General features: G+C 66.9%; 24 protein-coding genes and 1 riboswitch. Of the genes, 9 read left to right on the forward strand and 15 right to left on the reverse strand.

What is annotated here, in order from left to right; all coding sequences use genetic code 11:
- Positions 1-14 precede the first annotated feature (14 nt).
- The 3 genes from HPS01S_RS11050 to HPS01S_RS11060 all read right to left on the reverse strand — a co-directional run bounded on the left by HPS01S_RS11050 (position 15) and on the right by HPS01S_RS11060 (position 3507).
- A complete protein-coding gene (locus HPS01S_RS11050) occupies positions 15-1502 on the reverse strand; it encodes a sensor histidine kinase (protein WP_066155506.1) in 1488 nt (495 codons plus the stop codon).
- Positions 1499-2527 (reverse strand): sensor histidine kinase, encoded by a 1029-nt coding sequence (locus HPS01S_RS11055; protein WP_066155512.1) that lies wholly within the window; start codon positions 2525-2527, stop codon positions 1499-1501. The genes HPS01S_RS11050 and HPS01S_RS11055 overlap by 4 nt, the downstream gene beginning before the upstream one ends.
- 128 nt (positions 2528-2655) lie before the next feature.
- Positions 2656-3507, reverse strand: a complete 852-nt coding sequence (locus HPS01S_RS11060) for a ferritin-like domain-containing protein (RefSeq protein ID WP_066155514.1) — start codon at positions 3505-3507, stop codon at positions 2656-2658.
- 45 nt (positions 3508-3552) lie between these two features.
- Between HPS01S_RS11060 and HPS01S_RS11065 the strand changes: the two genes are divergently transcribed.
- Together HPS01S_RS11065 and hslO are read left to right on the forward strand one after the other, a co-directional pair.
- Positions 3553-4077: a gamma carbonic anhydrase family protein gene (locus HPS01S_RS11065; RefSeq protein ID WP_066155517.1), complete on the forward strand. Its 525-nt coding sequence runs from the start codon at positions 3553-3555 to the stop codon at positions 4075-4077.
- A gap of 37 nt (positions 4078-4114) precedes the next feature.
- On the forward strand, positions 4115-5095 hold the full coding sequence (hslO, locus tag HPS01S_RS11070) for an Hsp33 family molecular chaperone HslO (RefSeq protein WP_066155521.1): 981 nt from the start codon (positions 4115-4117) through the stop codon (positions 5093-5095).
- Positions 5096-5099: 4 nt separating this feature from the next.
- Here hslO and HPS01S_RS11075 read toward each other — a convergent pair whose 3' ends face one another.
- From HPS01S_RS11075 to HPS01S_RS11110, 8 genes are all read right to left on the reverse strand, one after another.
- Positions 5100-6302: an AGE family epimerase/isomerase gene (locus tag HPS01S_RS11075; RefSeq protein WP_066155524.1), complete on the reverse strand. Its 1203-nt coding sequence runs from the start codon at positions 6300-6302 to the stop codon at positions 5100-5102.
- Entirely contained in the window at positions 6299-6973 is a 675-nt protein-coding gene (locus HPS01S_RS11080) for an AAA family ATPase (protein ID WP_066155527.1), read from the reverse strand. The genes HPS01S_RS11075 and HPS01S_RS11080 overlap by 4 nt, the downstream gene beginning before the upstream one ends.
- An 8-nt stretch (positions 6974-6981) precedes the next feature.
- The gene (locus HPS01S_RS11085; protein ID WP_066155530.1) at positions 6982-7266 is read right to left on the reverse strand and encodes a septum formation initiator family protein; all 285 of its coding nucleotides are present in this window, start codon (positions 7264-7266) and stop codon (positions 6982-6984) included.
- Positions 7267-7312: 46 nt separating this feature from the next.
- Positions 7313-8599, reverse strand: coding sequence for a phosphopyruvate hydratase (gene eno, locus HPS01S_RS11090; RefSeq protein ID WP_066155533.1), 1287 nt, complete (start codon positions 8597-8599; stop codon positions 7313-7315).
- A gap of 47 nt (positions 8600-8646) precedes the next feature.
- Positions 8647-8934, reverse strand: coding sequence for a DUF1330 domain-containing protein (locus HPS01S_RS11095; RefSeq protein ID WP_066155538.1), 288 nt, complete (start codon positions 8932-8934; stop codon positions 8647-8649).
- Positions 8931-9785: a 3-deoxy-8-phosphooctulonate synthase gene (gene kdsA, locus HPS01S_RS11100; RefSeq protein WP_066155541.1), complete on the reverse strand. Its 855-nt coding sequence runs from the start codon at positions 9783-9785 to the stop codon at positions 8931-8933. Before kdsA ends, HPS01S_RS11095 begins: the two co-directional genes overlap by 4 nt.
- A 13-nt stretch (positions 9786-9798) precedes the next feature.
- Positions 9799-11454 (reverse strand): CTP synthase, encoded by a 1656-nt coding sequence (gene pyrG / locus HPS01S_RS11105; RefSeq protein ID WP_066155547.1) that lies wholly within the window; start codon positions 11452-11454, stop codon positions 9799-9801.
- A gap of 116 nt (positions 11455-11570) precedes the next feature.
- Positions 11571-12113 (reverse strand): hypothetical protein, encoded by a 543-nt coding sequence (locus HPS01S_RS11110; RefSeq protein WP_127806337.1) that lies wholly within the window; start codon positions 12111-12113, stop codon positions 11571-11573.
- Positions 12114-12214: 101 nt separating this feature from the next.
- Here HPS01S_RS11110 and coaBC point away from each other — a divergent pair, with 101 nt between their 5' ends.
- Together coaBC and HPS01S_RS11120 are read left to right on the forward strand one after the other, a co-directional pair.
- Complete coding sequence (gene coaBC / locus HPS01S_RS11115) at positions 12215-13465, forward strand: bifunctional phosphopantothenoylcysteine decarboxylase/phosphopantothenate--cysteine ligase CoaBC (protein ID WP_066156032.1); 1251 nt, start codon at positions 12215-12217, stop codon at positions 13463-13465.
- Positions 13466-13600: 135 nt separating this feature from the next.
- Positions 13601-14674: an MBL fold metallo-hydrolase gene (locus tag HPS01S_RS11120; protein WP_084397288.1), complete on the forward strand. Its 1074-nt coding sequence runs from the start codon at positions 13601-13603 to the stop codon at positions 14672-14674.
- A 3-nt stretch (positions 14675-14677) separates the two neighbouring features.
- Here HPS01S_RS11120 and HPS01S_RS11125 read toward each other — a convergent pair whose 3' ends face one another.
- Positions 14678-15793, reverse strand: a complete 1116-nt coding sequence (locus HPS01S_RS11125) for a substrate-binding domain-containing protein (protein ID WP_066155554.1) — start codon at positions 15791-15793, stop codon at positions 14678-14680.
- 118 nt (positions 15794-15911) lie between these two features.
- Here HPS01S_RS11125 and HPS01S_RS11130 point away from each other — a divergent pair, with 118 nt between their 5' ends.
- From HPS01S_RS11130 to HPS01S_RS11140, 3 genes are read left to right on the forward strand one after another with little or no spacing between them, the layout of a single operon-like run.
- Positions 15912-16640, forward strand: a complete 729-nt coding sequence (locus HPS01S_RS11130) for an ABC transporter permease (protein WP_066155557.1) — start codon at positions 15912-15914, stop codon at positions 16638-16640.
- On the forward strand, positions 16637-17419 hold the full coding sequence (locus HPS01S_RS11135; protein ID WP_084397290.1) for an ABC transporter ATP-binding protein: 783 nt from the start codon (positions 16637-16639) through the stop codon (positions 17417-17419). The genes HPS01S_RS11130 and HPS01S_RS11135 overlap by 4 nt, the downstream gene beginning before the upstream one ends.
- The gene (locus HPS01S_RS11140) at positions 17416-18255 is read left to right on the forward strand and encodes an ABC transporter substrate-binding protein (RefSeq protein ID WP_066155559.1); all 840 of its coding nucleotides are present in this window, start codon (positions 17416-17418) and stop codon (positions 18253-18255) included. Before HPS01S_RS11135 ends, HPS01S_RS11140 begins: the two co-directional genes overlap by 4 nt.
- A gap of 9 nt (positions 18256-18264) precedes the next feature.
- Here HPS01S_RS11140 and modC read toward each other — a convergent pair whose 3' ends face one another.
- From modC to modA, 3 genes are read right to left on the reverse strand one after another with little or no spacing between them, the layout of a single operon-like run.
- The gene (modC, locus tag HPS01S_RS11145; RefSeq protein ID WP_066155563.1) at positions 18265-19368 is read right to left on the reverse strand and encodes a molybdenum ABC transporter ATP-binding protein; all 1104 of its coding nucleotides are present in this window, start codon (positions 19366-19368) and stop codon (positions 18265-18267) included.
- Positions 19365-20054 carry a molybdate ABC transporter permease subunit gene (gene modB, locus HPS01S_RS11150; protein WP_066155567.1) on the reverse strand — a complete coding sequence of 230 codons (690 nt, stop codon included), beginning with the start codon at positions 20052-20054 and terminating at the stop codon, positions 19365-19367. The genes modC and modB overlap by 4 nt, the downstream gene beginning before the upstream one ends.
- Before the next feature lies 1 nt (position 20055).
- A complete protein-coding gene (modA, locus tag HPS01S_RS11155; protein WP_066155569.1) occupies positions 20056-20811 on the reverse strand; it encodes a molybdate ABC transporter substrate-binding protein in 756 nt (251 codons plus the stop codon).
- Positions 20812-20905: 94 nt separating this feature from the next.
- On the opposite strand from modA, the gene HPS01S_RS11160 reads away from it, so the two are divergent.
- Both HPS01S_RS11160 and HPS01S_RS11165 read left to right on the forward strand, forming a co-directional pair.
- Complete coding sequence (locus HPS01S_RS11160; protein ID WP_066155572.1) at positions 20906-21190, forward strand: VF530 family protein; 285 nt, start codon at positions 20906-20908, stop codon at positions 21188-21190.
- 372 nt (positions 21191-21562) lie between these two features.
- Positions 21563-21803: riboswitch (cobalamin riboswitch) on the forward strand.
- A gap of 237 nt (positions 21804-22040) precedes the next feature.
- Entirely contained in the window at positions 22041-22718 is a 678-nt protein-coding gene (locus tag HPS01S_RS11165) for an energy-coupling factor ABC transporter permease (protein ID WP_066155575.1), read from the forward strand.
- The last annotated feature ends 13 nt before the right edge of the window (positions 22719-22731 follow it).

Genomic DNA, 22731 nt, shown 5'->3' on the forward strand with positions numbered 1-22731 from the left:
CGGCTGTTGGGTGTTCAGGCGCTCAGGGTGAAGTGGAAGGCCGCCCCCAGCCCGGGCTCGGAAAACGCCCACACGCGACCGCCGTGGCGCATGACGATGCGCTGCACGATGGTCAGCCCGATGCCGGTGCCGATGTATTCATCCTCCCGGTGCAGGCGCTGGAAGGGGCCGAACAGGCGGTCGGCCGAGGCCATGTCGAAGCCGCAGCCGTTGTCGCGCACGAAGAACACCGTTTCCCCGCCGAGCGTCTTGGCACCGACGTCGATGCGCGTGATCTTGCTGTGGGCGCTGAACTTCCAGGCGTTGCGCATCAGGTTGTCGAGCAGGGCGCGCACCAGCGTCGGGTCCGCCATGGCCTCGAGCTTGGGTGAAATCCGGATCTCGGCGACACGTTGCGGCTCGGACTCCATCAGCTGGCTGGCGATCTCGCCGGCGATGCCGCTGATGTCGACCAACCGCAGCTGCATGGGCACCTGGTTCAGACGGGCCATGTGCAGCAGGGCGTCGATCAGCGCCCTCATGCGCTGGCCGGTGGCGGCAATCCGCTGGACCAGGTCGATCCCGTCCTGGTCGAAGCGGGTCGGCTGTGTCTGCAGCAGCATTTCGCTCAGGCCGATGATGGCGCGCACCGGCGCTCGCAGATCGTGCGCCACCGAATAGCTGAACGCCTCCAGCTCCTTGAGACTCTGGTGGAGCTGATCGGTGCGCGCCGTGACCAGATGCTCCAGGCTCTCGTTCAGGGTCTTGAGCCGCAGTTCGCTCTGCTTGCGCTCCGACACGTCCTGCACCACCCCGGTCACGCGCTGGTCGGAGACGTGGCCGGCGTCGATCTTGATCCACCGGGGCGTGCTGCCTTCTGCGAGCACACGGAACTCTTCGCTGAAATGCCTGAGGTCTTTCAGGCAGTGGTGGAGTTTGGCCGCGATGGCGTCCCGTTCGGTGGCGTCCACGCGCGCGAGCAGGTCGGGCAGTGTCAGCGGCTGGTCGTGTGGCCAGCCGATCAGGTCGGCGGTGCGGGGCGAAGGGGTGATGGTGGTGGTGTTCTTGTCCAGCTCCATGACCCCCAGGCTGGCGGCATCGAGTGCCTGCTGCAGCAGGCGGCGGCTGTCGTTCAGCTCGTTTTCCAGTCGCTGGCGCTCGAACGCCATCTGGATGGTGGCGTGCAGCTCGCGCTCCGAAAAGGGCTTGAGCAGGTAGCCGTAAGGTCGTGTCCTGCGGGCACGCTCCAGGGTCGAGTCCTCGGAGTAGGCCGTCAGGTAGATCACCGGGACAGCGTGCGTCTCGCGCAGCTTCGCGGCCACCTCGATGCCGTCCATGTCGCCCTGGATGTGGATGTCCATCAGCACCAGGTCGGGCCGCATCTGCGACACCAGATCAATGCTCTCCTGGCCCGAGACCGCGATGGCGGGCACGTCGTACCCCAGCATCGACAGGCGCTGCTGCAGGTTGAAGGCCACGATGCTTTCGTCTTCCACCACGAGGATGCGGGCGGGCTGGTTCATGGCGGGCCTCCGGGAGGGATGTGGACGGTGAACCGGGTGGGGTCGGCGCGCTGCACCTCCAGCGTGCCCTGCAACTGGCGTGTCAGCAGCCGCACGAGCTGCAGGCCCAGCGAACCGGTTCGCTCCAGATTCTGATCCTCCGGGATGGCGACGCCGTCGTTGCTGATGGAGAGACTGACACTGCCATCCTCTGCCTGCTCCAGCACCACCTGGATGGTGCCGCGCCGCTGGCCGGGAAACCCGTGCTTGAGCGCGTTGCTCACCAGCTCGTTGACGATCAGGCCACAGGGTATCGCCTCGTTGATCGGCAGCTTGACGTGGGTCGACTCGATGTTGATCGCAACATGACCCGCCACCATGCCGTAGGAGTCCATCAGGCTGGGCAGCAGCTCGCCCAGGAACTGCTGGAAATCGACCCGGGCAAAGTCGTGCGACTGGTACAGCGTCTGGTGGATCATCGACATCGAGCGGATGCGGTTCTGGCTGTCGCGCAGCATGGCCACCAGATCCGGGTCGCCGATCTTGAGCATTTGCAGGTCGAGCAGGCTGTGGATCACCTGCAGGTTGTTCTTGACCCGGTGGTGCACCTCTTCGAGCAGCAGCTCCTTCTCGCGCAGTGCGTCGCTGATGCGGCGTTCGTTCTGCTTGCGCTCGCTCAGGTCCAGGATCACCGACAGGATCATCGGGCCCTCACCGGTGTCCACCGGGTTGATGCCGATCTCCACCGGGAACTCGCTGCCGTCCTTGCGCAGTCCGCTCAGATCGCGTCCCGCGCCCATCGGTCTCGCGGTGGCCTCGGTCTGGAAGCCGCGTCTGTACCCGGGGTGTGCGTGCCGGTAGCGTTCTGGCACCAGCATTTCCACCGGCTGTCCCAGCATCTCTTCGCTCGTATAGCCGAAGGTGGCCTCGGCGAGCCGGTTCACGCGGGTGATCATGCCTTGCTGCGTGACCACGACCATGGCCACCGGAATGCGGTCAAACGCCTGTCCGAGGTATTCGTCCAGCTGGATGTTTCGTGTGCTCATGGCCAACGTGCGGGAGTGATGCCAGGTGGTGGCCCAGCATAAAGGGGAATGGGCCACGCTGCGCGGGGAAAAACACCGTCCGGGCGCGCGTCGCACCCTCGCTTGATACAAACGAATTCGTTTTCGGCTCAGGCGCTGAGCAGATAGTCGAGTTCGGCCTGACTGAAACCCGCCGCCCGGCGGGCCTCATTGTTGAAAGGCGGGCGCAGCCGGGGCGCCGTGTGCACGCGCGCCAGGTGCCGGTAGTGAGACAGCGGTTCCAGGCCCTGCCGTTCGCACAGCCAGCCATACCAGCGGTTGCCAATCGCCACATGCCCGACCTCGTCGCGCAGGATGATGTCCAGGATGTCCACGGCGCGCAGAGCGGCCGGGGTGCCGACCTTGCGCAGCCGGGCCTGGATCAGCGGCGTGGCGTCCAGTCCGCGCGCTTCCAGCGTGCGCGGGACCAGGGCCATGCGGGCGGTGATGTCGTGCTGCGTCTTCACGCACATTTCCCACAGGCCGTTGTGAGCGGGAAAGTCGCCGTAGTCGTGGCCCAGGCTCTGCAGGTGATCGCGCAGCAGCCCGAAGTGGGTGGCCTCTTCATCGGCCACGCGCAGCCAGTCGCGGTAGAAGTCGGCGGGCATGCCGGGGAAGCGCCAGACCGCGTCGAGCGCCAGATTGATGGCATTGAACTCGATGTGGCAGACCGCGTGCAGCAGGGCGGCCAGGCCTTCCGGCGTGAACGGTGAGCGCTGCGCCACCGCCATGGGCGGCACCAGCACCGGCTGCGCCGGGCGACCCGGCAAGACCCGGTCATCGGGCGCAAGGATGGACTGGGCTGGCGCCAGCGCCTGCTCGCGTGCGGCCTCGTCGGGCAGCGCCAGCAGCCGCTGCCACAGCGCATGGGCCGCCTGCACCTTGGCCTGAGGGACCGGCAGGCACAGGGCGTCGAGCGCTGCCTCGCGCAGGCTGGGTTCGGGGCTGGTGACGGTGGGCATCTCTACAATTCTAGGTTTGCCCCGCAGCCCACAGGAGACCTTCGCATGGCGATCTATGAACTCGATGGCACCCGCCCGCAGGTGGCCGAATCGGCCTGGGTGGCCGAGAACGCGCAGGTGATCGGCGACGTCCAGCTCGCGCCCGGCAGCAGCGTGTGGTTCGGCGCCACGCTGCGGGGCGACACCGAGCCCATCGTGGTGGGCGAAGGCAGCAACATCCAGGATGGCTCGGTGCTGCACACCGACAAGAACCTGCCGCTGACCATCGGTCGCCACGTCACCGTGGGTCACCAGGTCATGCTGCACGGTTGCACCATCGGCGACGAGTCGCTGATCGGCATCGGCGCCATCGTGCTCAACGGCGCGAAGATCGGCAAAAACTGCCTGGTCGGTGCGGGTGCGCTGGTCACCGAAGGCAAGGAATTCCCGGACGGCTCCATGATCATCGGCAGCCCGGCCAAGGCCATGCGCCAGCTCACACCCGAGCAGATCGAAGGGCTGCGCCGCAGCGCGCTGCATTACATGGAGAACGCCGAGCGCTACCGCCAGGGCTTGAAAAAAATCGGCTGACCCCGATCTGCCAACGTTCTTTTTCTGAAAGCACAGAGTGTCCGAACTCCACAAATTCCTGTTTGAAGGCCTGCCGGTGCGCGGCATGCTGGTGCGGCTGACCGACAGCTGGCAGGAGATCCTGCGCCGCCGCCAGCAGGCCGGTGGCTACCCGGCGGCGGTGACCGAGCTGCTGGGCGAGATGGCCGCGGCGGCCACGCTGATGCAGGCCAACATCAAGTTCAATGGCGCGCTGATCCTGCAGATCCAGGGCGACGGTCCGGTCAAGCTGGCTGTGGCCGAGGTGCAGCCCGACCTGGCCCTGCGCGCCACCGCTTCCGTGACCGGCGAGGTGGCGGCCGACGCGCCGCTCTCGCACATGGTCAATGTCAACAACCAGGGACGCTGCGCCATCACGCTCGACCCCAAGGACCGCCTGCCGGGCCAGCAGCCTTATCAAGGCGTGGTGCCGCTGTTCGGTGACCGCCACGAAAAGCTGGAGAAGCTCAGCGAAGTGATCGAGCACTACATGCTGCAGAGTGAGCAGCTCGACACGCGCCTGGTGCTGGCCGCCAACGACCAGGTCGCCGCGGGCCTGCTGATCCAGCGTCTGCCGCTGCAGGGCGAATCCAACCTGGCTGGTGCGGGGGCGATGGCGCGCGACGAAGACCAGATCGGCCGCAACGAGGACTACAACCGCATCGCCATCCTGGCCGCGAGCCTCAAGCGCGAAGAGCTGCTGACCCTGGACGCCGACACCATCCTGCACCGCCTGTTCTGGGAAGAGGACGTGCGCCGCTTCGAGCCGCAGATCGGCGCCGAAGGTCCGCGTTTTGCCTGCACCTGCTCGCGCGAGCGCGTGGCGGGCATGCTCAAGTCGCTGGGACGCGAGGAGGTCGAGTCCATCATTGCCGAGCAGGGACAGGTGGAGGTGGGTTGCGACTTCTGCGGCGCGCAGTACCACTTCGATCCGGTCGACGCCGCGCAGGTCTTCCTGCAGGCGGCGGCGCAGCCACCCGTCGCGGGCGGCACGCACTGAGCCTTTACTTCAGAGCATCGAGCACATCGTGGCAGGCGCCCATGGTGTGGTAGTCGACCTTGCCGGCCGGGCTCTTTTCGTCGCTGTACTTGCGGTTGTCGGCCGTCAGGATGCGCCACCAGGCGCCGTGTTCGTGGTCCACGAAATGGCGCCATGAGTAGGCCCAGAGGTGCTCGTAGGCCGCCCAGTAGCGCGGCTCGCCGGTGACGGTGGCCAGCCGGGCCGCGGCGGCCAGCGACTCGGCCTGGACCCAGAAGTACTTGTCGCTGTCGCAAATGCTGCCGTCGGGCGCGAAGCCGTAGTAGAGGCCGCCGTGCTCGCCATCCCAGGCCTTGTGCATCGCGGTGTCGAAGAAATGGCGCGCGCGGTCGATCAGGGCCGCATCGGGGCGGCGCTCATGCAGCTGCAGCAGCAGCTTGGTCCACTCGGTCAGGTGGCCGGGCTGGAAGCCCCAGGGCCGGAAGATGTTGGTCTTGTCGTCCTTGTTGTAGTCCCAGTCCACCGACCAGTCGGCTTTGTAGTGCTCCCAGACCAGGCCGTCGGCCAGGCCCGCCTGCCGGATGGTGATGTGTTCGGCCAGCAGCGCGGCGCGGTCCAGGTAGCGCGCCTCGCCGGTGGCGTCGTAAGCCGCCAGCAGGGCCTCGCACAGGTGCATGTTGGCGTTCTGCCCGCGGTAGGGCAGCACGCGCCAGTCGGCCGTGGCTTCGTCGGCGTACAGACCGTGGGCCGGCTCCCAGAAGCGCTGCTCCAGCAGGTCGTAGGTCTGCGCGATGCCGGCTTGTGCGCCGGTCACGCCGGCCATGTGCGCGTGGGCGTGGGCCAGCAGCACGAAGGCCAGGCCATAGGCGTGGTTGGTGGCGTCCAGCACCCGGGCCTGGCCGTCCCGCCAGTCGAGCAGCCATGCGTAGCCGCCGGTGTCCGGGTTGCGGTGCACCGGCAGGAAGTCGAAGGCCTGCTGCAGCGCACGGCGCACCTCTTCGCCGCCCAGCCCGCGGCGCGCGGCCATCGCCAGGGTGACCACGTAGCGCGTGCTGCTCACCAGGTGCCGGGTGTGGGCCTCGTAGACGCTGCCGTCGTCGCGCAGGAAATGGAACAGCCCGCCGTTGGGGTCGATGGCGCGCGGCAGGTAGAACGACAGCGTGTCTTCGATGTGGTTGCGCAGGAATGCCGGCGAGCGGAAGTCGGGCAGGGGTGTTGCAGGAATCATGGGCGTGCGTCTCCAGTGTGGTTGCGTGCCAGCAGGCCGCTGAACAGCCGGTGTTCGCAGGCCGGGTCGCTGCATTTGTCGCAGCTCCAGGCGCGGCGGCCGCTGGTCAGGGACGGTTCGGTGGTGGTGAGGTCCTGCCCCAGGCAGCGGCCGATGGCGCGCAGGGCTTGTTCGGTTCGGGTCTGCCCGTGGCCGTGGATGGTCTGGAAGGCCAGTCCCGCGGCCTGCAGTTCGCGCCGGATCGCTGCGTCCACCGCATCGCGCACGGCGGGGCTGTCGCGGAAGAATCCATCGGCGACCCAGGGCAGGTCCAGACCCATGAGCAGGGTCAGGTCCACACAGCGCTGCCAGGCCAGGGCCTCGTGCCAGAGCGAGTGGTCCTTGAAATAGAGCTCGCTGTAGGCCGCGATCACGAGCGGAGAGGTGTCGGCGACGACGATGTCCACCCCATGCAGGGAAGCCATCTCGTCGGTGAGGCGGGCCTGCTCGCGGGCCACGGCGGCCTGCTCGTGCGAGTAGGGCGCACGGCCCTGCTGTTCGCACCAGTGGCGCAGATGCTCGGACACCAGCTCGGTGGTCAGACCCCTTGCCATGAGGTGCCCGCACAAGGCACGGGCCAGGGATGTCTTGCCGGTGGATTCGCCGCCGAGCAGCGTGACCACAAGTGCCACGGCGCAGCTCAGGGCTTCTTGTGGGCGATCTGCACGAAGATCTCGTTGGGCCGGACCATGCCCAGATCGTTGCGGGCCAGTTCTTCGACCATGCCCAAGCCTTCTTCGAGGTCGCGCACCTCGTTGGCCAGCCGCTCGTTGCGCTGCCGCGCTTCCTGGTTGACCGACTCCAGCACGGCCAGTTCGGTCTTCATGCGAGAGACCTTGGGCACGCTGCCCCGGCCGAACCACAGCTGCGCGTGCAGCACGAGCAGCAGCGTGATCAGCAGGCCGGGGACGATGCGATGTGCCATTGGACTGGATGGGTTGGTCTGGCGACCCTGGAGCCGCCAGTCCTGATCACTTCAGGTTGTAGAAGGCCGCACGACCGGGGTACACGGCCACGTCGCCCAGGTCTTCCTCGATGCGCAGCAGCTGGTTGTACTTGGCCATTCGGTCCGAGCGGGACAGCGAACCGGTCTTGATCTGGCCGGCGTTGGTGCCCACGGCGATGTCGGAGATCGTGCTGTCCTCGGTTTCGCCCGAGCGGTGGCTGATGACAGCGGTGTAACCGGCACGCTTGGCCATCTCGATGGCGGCGAAGGTTTCGGTCAGGGTGCCGATCTGGTTGATCTTGATCAGGATCGAGTTGGCAATGCCCTTCTCGATGCCTTCCTTGAGGATCTTGGTGTTGGTGACGTACAGGTCGTCGCCCACGAGCTGGACCTTCTGGCCCAGGCGCTCGGTCAGATGCTTCCAGCCGTCCCAGTCGCCTTCGGCCATGCCGTCTTCGATGGAGACGATGGGGTACTTGTCGACCCAGGTGGCCAGCATGTCGGTCCACTGCTCGGCGGTGAGTTGGATGCCGCCTTCGCCTTCGAGCACGTACTTGCCGTCCTTGTAGAACTCGCTGGCGGCGCAGTCCAGGCCCAGGGCGATCTGGTCGCCGGCGGTGTAGCCGGCCTTGTCGATGGCCTGCAGGATCAGCTGCAGCGCGGCTTCGTGGTTCTCGACCGAGGGGGCAAACCCGCCTTCGTCGCCCACGGCGGTGCTGATGTGCTTGTCGTGCAGGATGGCCTTGAGGGCATGGAACACCTCGGCGCCCCAGCGCAGGGCTTCGCGGAAGCTCGGGGCGCCCACGGGGATGATCATCAGCTCTTGAAGGTCGAGCGAGTTGTTGGCGTGTGCGCCGCCGTTGATGATGTTCATCATGGGCACGGGCATCTGCACCGCGCTCATGCCGCCGAAGTAGCGGTACAGCGGCAGGCCGGCTTCTTCAGCCGCAGCGCGGGCCACGGCCATCGACACGGCCAGCATGGCGTTGGCGCCCAGGCGGCCCTTGTTCTCGGTGCCGTCCAGGTCGATCAAGGTCTTGTCCAGGAAGGCCTGCTCGGAGGCGTCCAGTCCCAGCACGGCTTCGCTGATCTCGGTGTTGATGTTCTCGACGGCCTTGAGCACGCCCTTGCCGAGGTAGCGCTTCTTGTCGCCGTCGCGCAGCTCGATGGCCTCGCGCGAGCCGGTGGAGGCGCCCGACGGCACGGCCGCACGACCCATCACACCCGACTCCAGCAGCACGTCGCATTCGACGGTGGGGTTGCCACGGCTGTCCAGGACTTCGCGGCCGACGATATCAACGATTGCACTCATGGTTTCTACCTTTGGAACAAGTCAAAAAAGAAATCGGAACGGGGCGCTCAGACGCCCTCTACGGCAAACATGCGGATCGAGCCCGCACCCTCACGCAGCGTGCGCGCATGGGTGTAGGTTTCGGAGTGGTAGTAGGCCTGCGCGGTGGCGATGTCCTTGAACTTCAGCACCACAACCCGCTGCGGATGCCAGCCACCTTCGAGCGGCTCGATACGGCCACCGCGCACCAGCACCTCGGCGCCAAACTCCTGCATGGCGCGGGTGCTCCACTCGCGGTAGACCTTCATCTGCGCTTCGTCGGTGACGGTCACATCCGCAATGATGTACGCGCTCATTGGAAATCGTTCTCCAGCAGCGGATTTGTTTTGGTTACGGAATCGAGCGCGACCAGGGTTTCCAGCAGCGCCTTCATGCGGCCCAGCGGCACCGCGTTCGGTCCGTCGGACCAGGCCTCGGCCGGCTTCGGGTGCGTTTCCATGAACAGGCCGGCCACACCCACGGCGACACCCGCGCGGGCCAGCACCGGCACCATCTCGCGCGCACCGCCGCTGACGGCGCCCAGGCCGCCGGGCTTCTGCACCGAGTGGGTGACGTCGAACACCACCGGCGCGCCGGACTTGCGCATTTCGGCCAGGCTGGTCATGTCGGCCACCAGGTTGTTGTAGCCGAAGCTCACGCCGCGTTCGCAGGCCAGGAATCGGTCTTCCGACAGGCCGGCGTCCTTCGCGGCGGCGCGGGCCTTGTCGATGACGTTCTTCATGTCCCAGGGGGCGAGGAACTGGCCCTTCTTGATGTTCACCGGCTTGCCCGACTGCGCCACGGCGCGGATGAAATCGGTTTGGCGGCACAGGAAGGCCGGCGTCTGCAGCACGTCCACCACGGCTGCGACCTCGGCCACCTGCGACTCGTCGTGCACGTCGGTCAGCACGGGCAGCTGCAGCTGGCGGCGCACTTCGTCGAGGATCTTCAGTCCCGCGTCCAGTCCAACGCCGCGCTGGCTGCTGCCAGACGAGCGGTTGGCCTTGTCGAAGGAGCCCTTGTAGATCAGCGGAATGCCCAGCGCGCCGCAAATTTCCTTGAGCTGACCGGCGACATCGAGCGACATCTGCAGACCTTCGATGGAACAGGTGCCCGCGATCAGGAAGAAGCGCCGGTCCAGGCCGACGTCGAATCCGCAGAGTTGCATGGCGGTGTTCCGATCAGGCCTTGGCGGCCTTCTGGTGCTGGACCGCCGCCTTGACGAAGGCGTTGAACAGCGGGTGACCGGCCCAGGGAGTGGACTTGAACTCGGGGTGGAACTGCACGCCGATGAACCACGGGTGCTCGCTCTGCGGTAGTTCGACGATCTCGGTCAGCTGTTCGCGCTGGGTCAGAGCCGAGATCACCAGACCGGCCTTACGCAGCTGGTCGAGGTAGTTGACGTTGGCCTCGTAGCGGTGGCGGTGGCGCTCGGTCACCACGTCGCCATAGATGCTGTGCGCCAGCGTGCCGGGGGCCACGTCGGAGCTCTGCGCGCCCAGGCGCATGGTGCCGCCCAGGTCGGAGCTGGCGTCGCGCTTCTGGATGCTGCCGTCCGCGTCTTTCCATTCCTCGATCAGTGCGATCACCGGGTGCGGCGTGGCGGCATCGAACTCGGTGCTGTTGGCACCTTCGAGGCCCGCGACGTGGCGCGCGTACTCGATGGTCGCGACCTGCATACCGAGGCAGATGCCCAGATAGGGGACCTTGTGTTCGCGGGCGAAGCGGGCTGTGGCGATCTTGCCTTCCACGCCGCGCTGACCGAAACCGCCGGGCACCAGGATGGCGTCGTACTGTGCCAGCTTGGTCGCCACATCGGCACCCTCCATGGTTTCGGAGTCGACGTGGTCGATCTTGACGCGCACATGGTTGCGCATGCCGGCGTGGCGCAGGGCCTCGTTGACCGATTTGTAGCTGTCCGAGAGGTCGACGTACTTGCCGACCATGGCGATCTTCACCTCGCCTTGCGGGTGTTCGGTCTCGTAAACCAGGTCGTCCCAGCGCTTGAGGCTGGTGGGTGGGGTGTTCAGGCGCAGCTTGTCGCAGATCAGGCCGTCCAGGCCCTGCTCGTGCAGCATGCGCGGCACCTTGTAGATCGTGTCCACGTCCCACATGCTGATCACGCCCCACTCGGGCACGTTGGTGAACAGCGAAATCTTGGCGCGCTCCTCTTCGGGAATGCGGCGGTCGGCACGGCACAGCAGGGCGTCGGCCGAGATGCCGATCTCGCGAAGTTTCTGCACCGTGTGCTGGGTCGGTTTGGTTTTGAGCTCACCGGCCGCGGCAATCCACGGCAGGTAGGTCAGGTGCACGAAGGCCGAGTTGTTCGGGCCCATGCGCAGGCTCATCTGGCGCACGGCTTCCAGGAAGGGCAGGGACTCGATGTCGCCCACCGTGCCGCCGATCTCGACGATGGCCACGTCCACGGCATCGGGCGTGCCGATGCCGGCGCCGCGCTTGATGAACTCCTGGATCTCGTTGGTGACGTGCGGGATAACCTGCACGGTCTTGCCGAGGTAATCGCCGCGGCGTTCCTTCTCCAGCACCGACTGGTAGATCTTGCCGGTGGTGAAGTTGTTGGTCTTCTTCATGCGCGTTTCGATGAAACGCTCATAGTGACCAAGATCCAGGTCGGTTTCGGCGCCGTCGTCGGTGACGAACACCTCGCCGTGCTGGAAGGGCGACATGGTGCCCGGGTCCACGTTGATGTACGGGTCGAGCTTGATGAGGGTGACTTTGAGGCCGCGCGATTCAAGGATCGCAGCCAGGGAAGCAGAAGCAATGCCCTTGCCAAGGGAGGACACCACACCGCCGGTGACGAACACGAATTTGGTCATGACTCGGGCGAGCCGGGCGCTCGCAGGAGGTGGAAATGGCGATTATAGGCGCCACCCCCCTGTTGGCCCGGCCGCACGGACCGGTCACGACACGGTCGGTCCGCGGGCTGTGGTGCTCAGCGGTTGCCGCGCACCCGCAGCAGGAAATTCCTCTCCAGCTTGCCGCCGCCACTGGCCTGGGCCGTCACCGTCACAAGGAAGTCCTCGTCCTGGCCAGAGGTGTTGTCGTAGCACTCGGGAAAGCCCTTGCACGTCTGGGTGATGAGGCCGGTGCTGCTGTTGATGCGCAGATTGGTCAGCAGTGCCGCCACCGCGCTGCCCGAGGCGCTGACGCCGTCCAGCTTGAACGAGTAGCTCAGGGTTTCGCCGGCGGGCGGGGTGGCCGAGGTGTCTATGGCCCAGCGCGACTGGGTGGCGGTGCTGCCGGCGTACGCGGGATTGACCGGGCCGAAGTCGGCCTCGTTGCCCGAGTAGAAGCTGCCATCGGGCCTGATCTTGTCCAGCGGGTGGTAGCTGTCGCTGTCGGCAAACCAGACGTTGGCCAGGGCACCCCCCGTGGGCGCTTCGCCTTCCGGTCCGTCGGAGCCTCCTCCACAGGCTGCAAGGGAGGCCAGGACAAGGCTGGCGCTGAGGAGCATGGGAAGGCGGGTCAAGTGCATGGCCAAGGGTGTCCTGATATGGAAGGTTGGTCAAAGCGCAGATTATGGGTTCGCGCGGCCGTGGCCTGCTGGCAGGCGTTTCAAACTGCTACATTGCGGCCATGAGCGAACTCGCCGGCAAACACATTGTCCTGGGGCTGTCGGGCGGGATCGCCTGCTACAAGGCGGCCGAATTCTGTCGCGCCCTGATCAAGGCCGGTGCCTCCGTCCAGGTGGTCATGACCGAAGCGGCCACCCAGTTCATCACACCGGTCACGATGCAGGCCCTGTCAGGTCGCACGGTGTTCTCGTCCCAGTGGGACAACCGCAACGCAGCGGGCGTGGACAACAACATGCCCCACATCAACCTGAGCCGGGAAGCCGACGCGATCGTGGTGGCCCCCGCCAGCGCCGACTTCATGGCCAAGCTGCTGCACGGCCGGGCCGACGACCTGCTCAGTCTGATGTGCCTGGCGCGCCCGATCGACAAGGTGCCACTCATCCTGGCGCCCGCCATGAACCGCGAGATGTGGGCCCACCCGGCCACGCAGCGCAATGTGGCCCAGCTCAAAGCCGATGGCGCCATGGTGCTGGACGTGGGCGTGGGTGATCAGGCCTGTGGCGAGATTGGCGACGGGCGCATGCTCGAACCGGACGAACTGCTGTACGAGCTCATCCGCTTCTTCACGCCCAAGCTGCTGGCCGGCCAGCAGGTGCTGGTCAGCGCCGGCCCGACCTTCGAGGCGATCGACCCGGTGCGGGGTCTGACCAACCTGTCCAGCGGCAAGATGGGTTTTGCCATTGCCAGGGCCGCGCACGAGGCGGGCGCCCATGTGACGCTGGTGGCTGGGCCGGTGAGCCTGCCGACCCCCCGAGGCGTGGGGCGCATCAACGTCAAGTCCGCGCTGAACATGCAGAAGACGCTCGGCGTACTGAGCCAGAACGCCACGGTGTTCATCTCGGCCGCCGCGGTGGCCGACTGGCGTCCAGCCGACATCGCCGTGCAGAAGATCAAGAAGGACGGTTCGGGGCAGGTGCCGACCCTGGGATTCGTCGAGAACCCCGACATCCTCGCTGGCATTGCCCAGACCGCACGGGCGCAGAGCCGGGCGCTGTACTGCGTCGGGTTTGCCGCCGAGAGCGAGGACCTGCTGGCCCACGCACAGGCCAAGCGGGTTCGCAAGGGGGTGCCGCTGCTGGTGGGCAACATCGGCCCGGACACCTTCGGCCAGGACGACAACGCCCTGCTGCTGGTGGATGAGCAGGGCAGTTCGGAGCTGCCCCGGGCGTCCAAGCTGCAGCTGGCGCGGCAGCTTGTGGCGGAGATCGCGCGGCGTCTGCCCAACCCCTCGCCGCTGCCAGCCACGACCTGACCTGACCTGACCTGACCTGACCTGACCTGACCTGACCTGACCTGACCTGACCTGGTAACGCCGGTTGCCCGGCGCTGGCAAGCTCGCTATCATCGAATAAGCAATTGCTTATTCGATGATTTGGAGGAGACGCCCATGCCATCCCGAATTCAGAACCACCGGCCCCCGGTGCCAGGGGCCTCTTCCGGCGCTGTCAACGAATCCCGGCGCCACTGGGTGCGGGCCGCCGCCGGCCTGGGGGCCGCCGGGCTGGGCCTGGCCCTGGTGCCCGAGGTCCGGGTGTTCGCCCAGCAGGTGCAGGAATTCATCGAAGGCCCGCCGGTGCCGGACGTCCAACCCGAGCAACTCTCGCCGCATGTCTGGATGGTCTATGCGAAGGAGGGCTTCCCGACGCAGGACAACCAGGGCCTGATGGCGAGCGTGATTTTCGTGGTGACCCAGAAGGGCGTGGTGGTGCTGGACAGCGGTGCCTCGCTGCAGATCGGCCAGATGGCGATCCGCATGATCAAGACGGTGACGCCCAAGCCGGTGATCGCGGTGTTCAACAGCCACTACCACGGCGACCACTGGCTGGGCAACCACGCCTTCGCCGACGCCTACGGCAAGGACCTGCCGATCCATGCGCTGGCCTACACGCGCGAGCAGATTGCCGGCCACGAGGGCAACCTCTGGCGCAGCCTGATGGAGCGCTGGACCAACCAGGCCACCCTGGGCACCAAGGTGGTCGCGCCGAACCAGACCGTGGAACATGGGCAGGTGTTCGACTATGGCGATGTGCAGATCCGGCTGCACCACTACGGCCGGGCCCACACGCCGTCGGACCTGTGTTTCGAGGTCGTGCAGGACCAGCTGACCTATGTGGGCGACATCGCGATGGCGAACCGTATCGCCAACATCGACGACGGTTCCTACCCGGGCACCTTCAAGTACTACGAGGCACTCAGGAAAGCCGCGGGCGACCAGCTCTGGGTGCCCGGCCACGGCCGGGGCAGCAAGGACCTGCTGGACACCTATGGCACGTTCATGAAGGGTATCTGGGAACCGTGTGTGCAGGCGGTCAAGGACGGCATTCCGCTGGATGGCGCCAAGGCGCTGGTGATGAAAGACCCCCGTGTCGCCAGCCGCGCGAAGACCATGGACGGCTTCGACAGCAACATCGGCAAATACACCAGCCTGGCCTACCTGGAGGCGGAGAAAGAGGCGTTCTGATTTTCAGCGCCACCAGGGCAGCAGCCGCTTCATCGCGGCGACTTCACCCGGGTGATCCGGCAGGTAGCCGGCCATCGACTGCAGGCGCTGTTGCCAGCGCGTGCTGTGCAGCAGCCTGAGCAGGTTCTGCACCGGCGCCTGCTCCAGTGCCGATTTCAGGCACACCAGCAGGTAGCGCTCGTCCGTCAGCGGCACAAAGCCGAGTCCCTGGATGCGCGCTGTGTACTCGGTGCCCAGGCCCACGTCGGCGTCGCCACTGGCCACGGCCTGGGCCACTGCCGCATGGGAGCTTTCCTCGCGGTCGAAGCCGTTGAGGTCGGCGCTGCTCAGGCCGTCCTGGCTCAGCAGCTCTTCCAGCAGCAGCCGGGTGCCGGTGCCGATGGCGCGGTTGACGAAGCGGGCGCGCTGCAGAGACACATCGCGCAGATCGCGCAAGCGCAAGGGGTTGCCCGGCGCCACCATCAACCCCTGCGAGCGGCGCGCAAAACCGATGATCTTGTGTGTGCCGGGCTTGAGCAGCGGGCGGTAGGTGCGGGCGCTGCGGCTGTCGGCGTCCGCAAACGGCTGGGTGTGGAAGCCCGCCAGCAGGCAGCGGCCTTCGTTGAGGGCGCGGATCGCGTCGACGCTGCCGGTGAAGCGGATGTCCAGATGCACGCCGGGCTCGTTCGCCGTCTGCGACGAGGCGGCCAGTTCCTGCAGCTCGGCCAGCGCATGGTCGTGGCTGGCGTACAGCGTCAGGACCTCGCGGGGGCGCTGCGCGTCGTCGAAAGCCAAGGCAAAGGCCCGTTCCAGCTCCGCGCGCAGGCTCTCCATCTGCGGGCCCAGCCGCGCCTGTGCCAGACGCTCGGCCATCAGCAGGCGCTGGCCGAAGGGTGAGAGCAGGGCGGACTGCCCGCGTTCCCAGACCAGCAGTTCGCGCCCCAGCTGCTGCTCCCACTCCTTGAGCTGGCCCCAGACATGGCGGTACGAGAGGCCCAACTGCCGGGCCGCCGCGGAAATCGAACCCTGCTCGTGCACGGCGTGCAGCACATCCATCATCGGGTTGCTCAGCAACGCCGAGCCCCGCCCGCGCTCCGGGCGTTCGGCCATCAGCGAATAGGACATCGCAATCCGTTTCATGGGCGTCGAGTGTGCCTGAGAGCTTCCATATGCAAACAAGTTCCTATGTTGATTTGTTCATACCGAGTTGCCACGTACTCTCAAACCCGTAGCGCCCGCTTATGCTGCGGCGCAACGTATGAACACTTTTTCCGATAGCGCAGTCACCGCGCTCGAACTCATCCTCTCGGGCGATGCCAGTCTCTGGGCAATCGTGACGCGCTCCCTCGCCGTGAGCGCCACGGCCTGCCTGTTTGCCTGCGGCCTGGGGCTCTTGCTCGGCGCCTGGCTGGCGGTGGCGCGGTTCCCGGGTCGGCCGATGGTGCTGACCGTGCTCAACACCTTCCTGGCCATTCCGTCGGTGGTGGTGGGTCTGGTGATCTACCTGCTGCTCTCGCGCTCCGGCCCGCTGGGTTTCCTGGGCTGGCTGTTCAGCTTCCAGGCCATGGTGCTGGCGCAGGCGATCCTGGTGCTGCCGCTGGTCACTGCGCTCACGCGCCAGGTGGTCGAAGACGCAGACCGCAGCCACGGCGAGCAGCTGTCTTCGCTGGGAGCGGGTCTGGGCCTGCGCAGCCTGCTGATGGCCTGGGACGAGCGCTACGCGCTGCTCACGGTGCTGATCACCGCCTTCGGCCGCGCGGTGTCCGAGGTGGGCGCGGTGATGATCGTCGGCGGCAACATCGACGGCTTCACCCGCGTCATGACCACCGCCATCGCGCTGGAGACCAGCAAGGGCGACCTGCCGCTGGCGCTGGGTCTGGGCATCGTGCTGCTGGCGGTGGTGCTGCTGCTCAACAGCCTGGTGGCGCTGCTGCGCCGCTGGCGCGAACACCTGGACGGTGGCGATCTGCGGATGGCCACGACATGAAGGTGGAACTCTCCGCAACGGGCGAGGTGTTCGGCCGCGCAGGCGCAGCGCCGGCCGTGCTGACGCTGGCGTCGGTCCACGTGAGCCTCGGGCCCGCCGCGCAGGTGGAGGCGCTGCGGAACATCACGCTGGCCATCCACGCGGGCGAGCGCGTGGCCCTGGTCGGCCCCAACGGCTGCGGCAAGAGCACGCTGCTGCGCACGCTGCACGGCCTGCTGCCCATCGCGCAGGGCCGGCGGGAGGTGCCCCATGCCTCGCGCATCGCCATGCTGTTCCAGCGCCCGCACATGCTGCGCATGTCGGTGCGGCGCAACCTGCAGCTGGGCCTGTGGCTCAGCGGCGTGCCCTGGGGACAGACCAAGGAACGCGCCCGGCAGGCGCTGGAGCGCGTGCAGCTGGCGTCGCTGGCCGAGCGCAACGGCCGCGCGCTGTCGGGCGGGCAGCAGCAGCGCGTGGCGCTGGCGCGGGCCTGGGCGCTGCGGCCCGATGTGTGGCTGCTGGACGAGCCCACCGCGAGCCTGGACCCACACGCCAAACGCGATGTCGAGGCGCTCATCGCTGATTTCGGCGACGAAGCGCCTGTGCCTGGCCACCTGCCGCCCACGCTGGTGTTCGCCAGCCACAACCTCGGCCAGGTCAAGCGCCTGGCCAGCCGCGTGGTCTACATGGAGCAGGGGCGCGTGCTGGCCGACCTGCCCGTGCAGCAGTTTTTTGATCAGTCCCTGCTGGAAGAGCGCTTTCCGCAGGCCAGTGCTTTTGTCAAAGGAGAAACCACATGAAGTCGTTCACCGCTTCCCGTCGCACCGTCGTGCAACTGCTCACCGCTGCCGGCCTCGTGTCGGCTGGCCTGCTGGGCGCCACTTCCGCACTGGCCCAGAGCAGCATCGTCGTGGCCTCGACAACGTCCACCGAGCAGTCGGGCCTGTTCGGCCACATCCTGCCGGCCTTCAAGCAGGCCAGCGGCATCGACGTCAAGGTGGTGGCGCTGGGCACTGGCCAGGCCATCGACATGGCGCGCCGCGGCGACGCCGACGTGCTGTTCGTGCACGACAAGGCCGCCGAAGAGAAGTTCGTGGCCGACGGCTTTGCCGCCAAACGCCAGGAGGTCATGTACAACGACTTCGTGCTGATCGGTCCGAAAGCCGACCCGGCCGGCACCAAGGGCACCGACATCGTGGCCGCGCTCAAGAAGATCGCCACCGCCAATGCGCCCTTCGTTTCGCGCGGCGACAAGAGCGGCACGCACGCGGCCGAGCTGCGCTTCTGGAAGATGACCGACACCGATGCCAACAAGGGCAGCGGCTACAAGGAATGCGGCTGCGGCATGGGCCCGGCCCTGAACATCGGCGCGAGCAGCGGAGCCTACGTGCTGGCCGACCGCGGCACCTGGCTCAACTTCAAGAACCGCGCCGACATGGCCGTTCTGGTGGAAGGTGACAAGCGCCTGTTCAACCAGTACGGCGTGATGCTGGTGAGCGCCGCCAAGCACCCGCAGGTGAAGACGGCCGACGGCCAGAAGTTTGTCGACTGGGTCACCGGCCCCGCCGGCCAGAAGGCCATCGCCGAGTACAAGATCGGCGGCGAGCAGCTGTTCTTTCCGAACGCCACGAAATGACGGTGCGCCTCAGCGCACCATCGCCACGCCCTTGATCTGGGCGTAGACCAGCTGACCCGGCGCCAGCGCCAGGCGCCGGGCCGACAGGCTGCTGATGCGCGAGAGCAGGGTGGCGCCCTGGCCGTCGGCGCCCAGGCGCAGGCTCACCACCACCTGCGCCGGGGCGTTGTCCGTCAGGCTGTCCACCACCGCCGGCAGCACGTTGAGCACGCTGGTCTGCGCAGGCATCACCAGCGACAGGCTCACATCCCGCGCCTGAATGTGCAGGCGCGCGCGCGTGCCAGGCTGTGGCACGCCCTGGCGCGACTGCGGCAGCAGCAATTGCCCACCGTCGATGTCGTAGACCGCGAGCTGGTCCGCGGGCGAATAGCCGCTGCAGTGGCCCTGCAGCACCGAGACCGCACTGTCACCGCGCGCGAGCGGCAGGTTGCTGCGCGTGAGCATCTGGGCCAGCGGGCCGTCGGCCAGCACCCGGCCCTCTTCGAGCAACACCACGTGGTCGGCCAGCCGCGCCACCTCGTCCAGCGAATGCGTCACATAGACCACCGGCACGTCCAGCGCCTCGTGCAGCTGCTCCAGCCAGGGCAGGATCTCGGCCTTGCGCGCCGTGTCCAGGGCGGCCAGCGGCTCGTCCATCAGCAGCAGCTGCGGGCTGGTGGCCAGCGCGCGGGCAATGGCCACGCGCTGGCGCTCGCCGCCCGAGAGCTCGTGCGGCCGGCGCTGCAGCAGGTGGCCGATGCCCAGCAGCTCCAGCCCGTGGCGCCAGTCGTGCCGGCGCTGCGCGGCCGGTGTGCGGTCGAAGCCGAAGCGCAGGTTGCCCTCCACCGTCAGGTGGTCGAACAGGCTGGCCTCCTGGAACACATAGCCCAGTGCGCGCTGGTGCGTGGGCAGGAACACACCGCGCGCGCTGTCCTGCCAGGTCTGGCCGTCCACCACCACCGCGCCGGTGGCCTGGCGTTCCAGCCCGGCGAGCACGCGCAGGCAGGTGGTCTTGCCACTGCCTGAGGGGCCGAACAGCGCGGTGATGCCGTGGCCCGGTAGGGCCAGCCACACGTCCAGCGCGAAGTCGCCCCGGTCCAGCCGGGCGTTCAGGGTCAGTGTGGTCTTGCTCATGAGGTGCGCACCCGGCGCGCCTGCCGCGCGTTGTAGACCTGCAGCGTCATCAGCACCACGAACGCGAACACCAGCATCACCGCCGCCAGCCGGTGGGCGTCGGCATACTCCAGCGCCTCGACGTGGTCGAAGATCTGCACCGACACCACCCGCGTCACGCCCGGAATGTTGCCGCCCACCATCAGCACCACACCGAACTCGCCCACCGTGTGCGCGAAGCTCATGATGCAGCCGGTCACGATGCCCGGCCGGCACAGCGGCAGCACCACATGAAAGAAGCGGTCCAGCGGCGAGGCGCGCAGCGTGGCCGCCACCTCCAGCGGCCGCTCGCCCAGCGCCTGCATGCTGTTGAGGATGGGCTGCACCATGAATGGCAGCGAATAGAACACCGAGGCCACCACCAGCCCGGTGAATGTGAAGGGCAGGGTGGGCAGGCCCATGGAAACCATCCAGGCGCCGATGGGCCCGTTCGGCCCCAGCCCCACCAGCAGATAGAACCCGAGCACCGACGGCGGCAGCACCAGCGGCAGCGCCACCAGCGCGCCCACGGGCCTGGCCACCCAGCTGCGCGAGCGCGCCAGCCACCAAGCCAGCGGCGTGCCCAGCAGCAACAGGATCAGCGTGGTGAGCGCAGCGACTTTGAAGGTCAACCACAGCGCCTGGAGGTTGTCCGGGGTGAGGAACATGTCAGAGGTCGTAGCCGTAACTGCGGATCAGGTCCTTGATGTTCGGGCTCTGCAGCAGCTTGAACAACTCTTTCGCCGCCTCGTTGTTCGCTCCCCGCTTGAGCAACACCGCGTCCTGCCGGATGGCGTCGTAATGGGTCTGCGGAATCACCCACATCGCCCCCCCCTTGAGTTGGCCGCCTTCCAGCACCTGCGACATCGCCACAAAGCCCACGTCGGCGTTGCCGGTCTTCACGAAGTTGAAGGTCTGGCCGATGCTCTCGCCCTGCACCAGCTTCGGCGCCAGCGCGTCCTTCAGGCCCAGCTTGTCCAGCACCTGCAGCGCGGCGGCGCCGTAGGGCGCGGTCTTGGGGTTGGCGAAAGCCACCTTGCCCAGGTCGGCCGCCTTGAGCACCGCGCCCTGGCCGTCCACACGACCTGGCTTGACCGACCACAGCACCAGCTTGCCGGTTGCGTAGGTGAAGCGCGTGCCCGGCTGCGCCAGATCGTCCTTCTCCAGCATCTCGGGGCGTTCGTTGTCGGCCGAGAGGAACACATCGAACGGCGCGCCGTTCTTGATCTGCGTGTAGAACGCGCCCGACGCACCGGTGGAAATCTTCAGCGTGTGGCCGGTGGTCTTTTCCAGCACCGCGGCGATGGCCTTGATCGGCTCGGCAAAGTTGGCCGCCACCGCCACCTGGGCTTCGGCGGCGTGGGCGGCGGTGTGCGTGAACGCGACCCACAGGAGGGCGGAAAGGGAAGACAGCAGCAGACGCATGGGCACCTCGGTGTGAAGCAGAAAGGTGGCGGGGATCGTTATCCCATAATGGAATAGCGAGTGTAGCGCGTGGCCAGCCGGGCAGAATTGCGGCATGACAGACGCACCACCGCCGGCCGAACAGCCCCGCAACCTCCTCCACGGCGTGACCCTCGAGGCGATGGTCCGCGCACTGGAGGCGCACTACGGTTGGGACGAGCTTGCGCGGCGCGTCCCCATCCGCTGCTTCGCGATCGACCCGAGCGTCAAGTCCAGCCTGACGTTCCTGCGCAAGACGCCATGGGCGCGGGAGAAGGTGGAGGGGCTTTACCTGTTCATGCTTCGGGAGGCGCGGCGGTCGCAGCGGGGTGGCGTCAGAGGTTCCCCGGGCGGAGGCTGAGAAGCAAGGCCGCCGTGGCATTGGCGGCAAAGCAGCGATTGCCGTGGTTCATGGGTATCCACTCCAGGACTGCTTTGGTAGACGAGGCGGTCATTCAAATACCTTCAGCGGTCCTGTCCAAAGACGAGCTTCACCTTGGGATGAATCGGCAACAAGCAAGTTGCGCCCACCTGTGTGATGGCACTGATCCCGAGGGTGCCGCTCAGCCGCGAAACAGTACTCACCCAGCACCCTTGCTTCAAGATCGCAGCATTGGAATTCAGAGTGCCCATGTCATCCACGACGAATGGCTCTCAGGTGCTCTATGTCCCGATGCACGGGATCTGATATCGCAACGTCGCCCCTCAAAAGGCCTTGAGCTGTTTTTCGGGGTATAGAATAAAAACTGTTGGTGCTCGCAGTGCTGTTCAGGCATTGCAGTTCAACGGGAAGCAGGAGGGCGAGTCCCACACGGACGAACCTAACCTGCGCTGCCCCCGCAACGGTAAGCAGACGGGTGGTCCAAGGCATTGCCAGGGCCCCCATTTCTCAAAATTTCGCCACTGGGTCACACCGGGAAGGCTTTGGGAAACGCTCTGCCAGCCCGGATACCGGCCAACAAGGAGGCTGCGCCCCAAAGCGCAGCCGCATTACCCAAACACCGTCGGGGAAGGCGGTGAGGGGTCTTCGCCGGTGTCCTCATGTCGTCCCTTCGCATGTTTTTGCGAGTCTGTGCCAGCGCCTGCGCCTGCGCGTGCGCTCGCCGGGGGCTGCCCGTTCGCCGCTGGAACCTGTCCTCGCCTCTCCCTTGGGTCTTTGCCGACTTTTCAACCGCGTTGTGTCCAACGCATCCAACCCAAGGAGTCACTTCATGCACATCGAACCAGGTCTGGTGGACGGGGCCAAGCTCGCCCTGAGCGTCGCCACAGCGGCCGCCTGCATCGGCTACACGGCCAAGCTGTCGGCGGACACGATCAGAAAGGACGGCGCAGCGGCCCTGCTGTTGCGGGCCCTGCTGGCGACAGCGCTGGTGTTCTGCTTCTTCGAGGTGCTGCCGCACCACCCGGTGGGCGTGTCCGAGGTTCATCTGATCCTGGGCACCACGCTGATGCTGCTGTTCGGCGCGGCACCAGCGGCCATCGGGCTGGCCGGCGGCCTGCTGGTCCAGGGCCTGTTCTTTGCGCCCTTCGATCTGCCGCAGTACGGCATGAACCTGACCACGCTGCTGGTGCCGCTGTTCGCCACCGCGGCCCTCGCGCGGCGCGTGATTCCCGACCAGATGGCCTATGTGGACCTGCGCTACAGCCAGGCCCTGAAGCTGTCCCTGGCCTACCAGGGCGGCATCGTGCTGTGGGTGGGTTTCTGGGCGCTCTATGGGCGTGGCCTGGGCGTCGACAACCTGGTGAGCATCGGCAGCTTCGGCGCCGCCTACATGAGCGTGGTGCTGGCCGAGCCGCTGATCGACCTGGCCGTCCTGGCCCTGGCCAAGACGCTGCGCGGCCTGCAGGGCAGCGCGGTGGTGGAACGCCGCCTGCACCAGGCCGCCTGACCGCGCACGCACC

It is taken from the genome of Hydrogenophaga pseudoflava NBRC 102511 (genome assembly GCF_001592285.1).
GTDB lineage: Bacteria > Pseudomonadota > Gammaproteobacteria > Burkholderiales > Burkholderiaceae_C > Hydrogenophaga > Hydrogenophaga pseudoflava.

Coding starts and splice junctions, on each gene's coding strand:
- HPS01S_RS11050 (WP_066155506.1), bottom strand. CDS start 1,502: ATGAACCAGCCCGCCCGCATCCTCGTGGTGGAAGACGAAAGCATCGTG.
- HPS01S_RS11055 (WP_066155512.1), bottom strand. CDS start 2,527: ATGAGCACACGAAACATCCAGCTGGACGAATACCTCGGACAGGCGTTT.
- HPS01S_RS11060 (WP_066155514.1), bottom strand. CDS start 3,507: ATGCCCACCGTCACCAGCCCCGAACCCAGCCTGCGCGAGGCAGCGCTC.
- HPS01S_RS11065 (WP_066155517.1), top strand. CDS start 3,553: ATGGCGATCTATGAACTCGATGGCACCCGCCCGCAGGTGGCCGAATCG.
- HPS01S_RS11075 (WP_066155524.1), bottom strand. CDS start 6,302: ATGATTCCTGCAACACCCCTGCCCGACTTCCGCTCGCCGGCATTCCTG.
- HPS01S_RS11085 (WP_066155530.1), bottom strand. CDS start 7,266: ATGGCACATCGCATCGTCCCCGGCCTGCTGATCACGCTGCTGCTCGTG.
- eno (WP_066155533.1), bottom strand. CDS start 8,599: ATGAGTGCAATCGTTGATATCGTCGGCCGCGAAGTCCTGGACAGCCGT.
- HPS01S_RS11095 (WP_066155538.1), bottom strand. CDS start 8,934: ATGAGCGCGTACATCATTGCGGATGTGACCGTCACCGACGAAGCGCAG.
- kdsA (WP_066155541.1), bottom strand. CDS start 9,785: ATGCAACTCTGCGGATTCGACGTCGGCCTGGACCGGCGCTTCTTCCTG.
- pyrG (WP_066155547.1), bottom strand. CDS start 11,454: ATGACCAAATTCGTGTTCGTCACCGGCGGTGTGGTGTCCTCCCTTGGC.
- HPS01S_RS11110 (WP_127806337.1), bottom strand. CDS start 12,113: ATGCACTTGACCCGCCTTCCCATGCTCCTCAGCGCCAGCCTTGTCCTG.
- coaBC (WP_066156032.1), top strand. CDS start 12,215: ATGAGCGAACTCGCCGGCAAACACATTGTCCTGGGGCTGTCGGGCGGG.
- HPS01S_RS11120 (WP_084397288.1), top strand. CDS start 13,601: ATGCCATCCCGAATTCAGAACCACCGGCCCCCGGTGCCAGGGGCCTCT.
- HPS01S_RS11125 (WP_066155554.1), bottom strand. CDS start 15,793: ATGAAACGGATTGCGATGTCCTATTCGCTGATGGCCGAACGCCCGGAG.
- HPS01S_RS11130 (WP_066155557.1), top strand. CDS start 15,912: ATGAACACTTTTTCCGATAGCGCAGTCACCGCGCTCGAACTCATCCTC.
- HPS01S_RS11135 (WP_084397290.1), top strand. CDS start 16,637: ATGAAGGTGGAACTCTCCGCAACGGGCGAGGTGTTCGGCCGCGCAGGC.
- HPS01S_RS11140 (WP_066155559.1), top strand. CDS start 17,416: ATGAAGTCGTTCACCGCTTCCCGTCGCACCGTCGTGCAACTGCTCACC.
- modC (WP_066155563.1), bottom strand. CDS start 19,368: ATGAGCAAGACCACACTGACCCTGAACGCCCGGCTGGACCGGGGCGAC.
- modB (WP_066155567.1), bottom strand. CDS start 20,054: ATGTTCCTCACCCCGGACAACCTCCAGGCGCTGTGGTTGACCTTCAAA.
- modA (WP_066155569.1), bottom strand. CDS start 20,811: ATGCGTCTGCTGCTGTCTTCCCTTTCCGCCCTCCTGTGGGTCGCGTTC.
- HPS01S_RS11160 (WP_066155572.1), top strand. CDS start 20,906: ATGACAGACGCACCACCGCCGGCCGAACAGCCCCGCAACCTCCTCCAC.
- HPS01S_RS11165 (WP_066155575.1), top strand. CDS start 22,041: ATGCACATCGAACCAGGTCTGGTGGACGGGGCCAAGCTCGCCCTGAGC.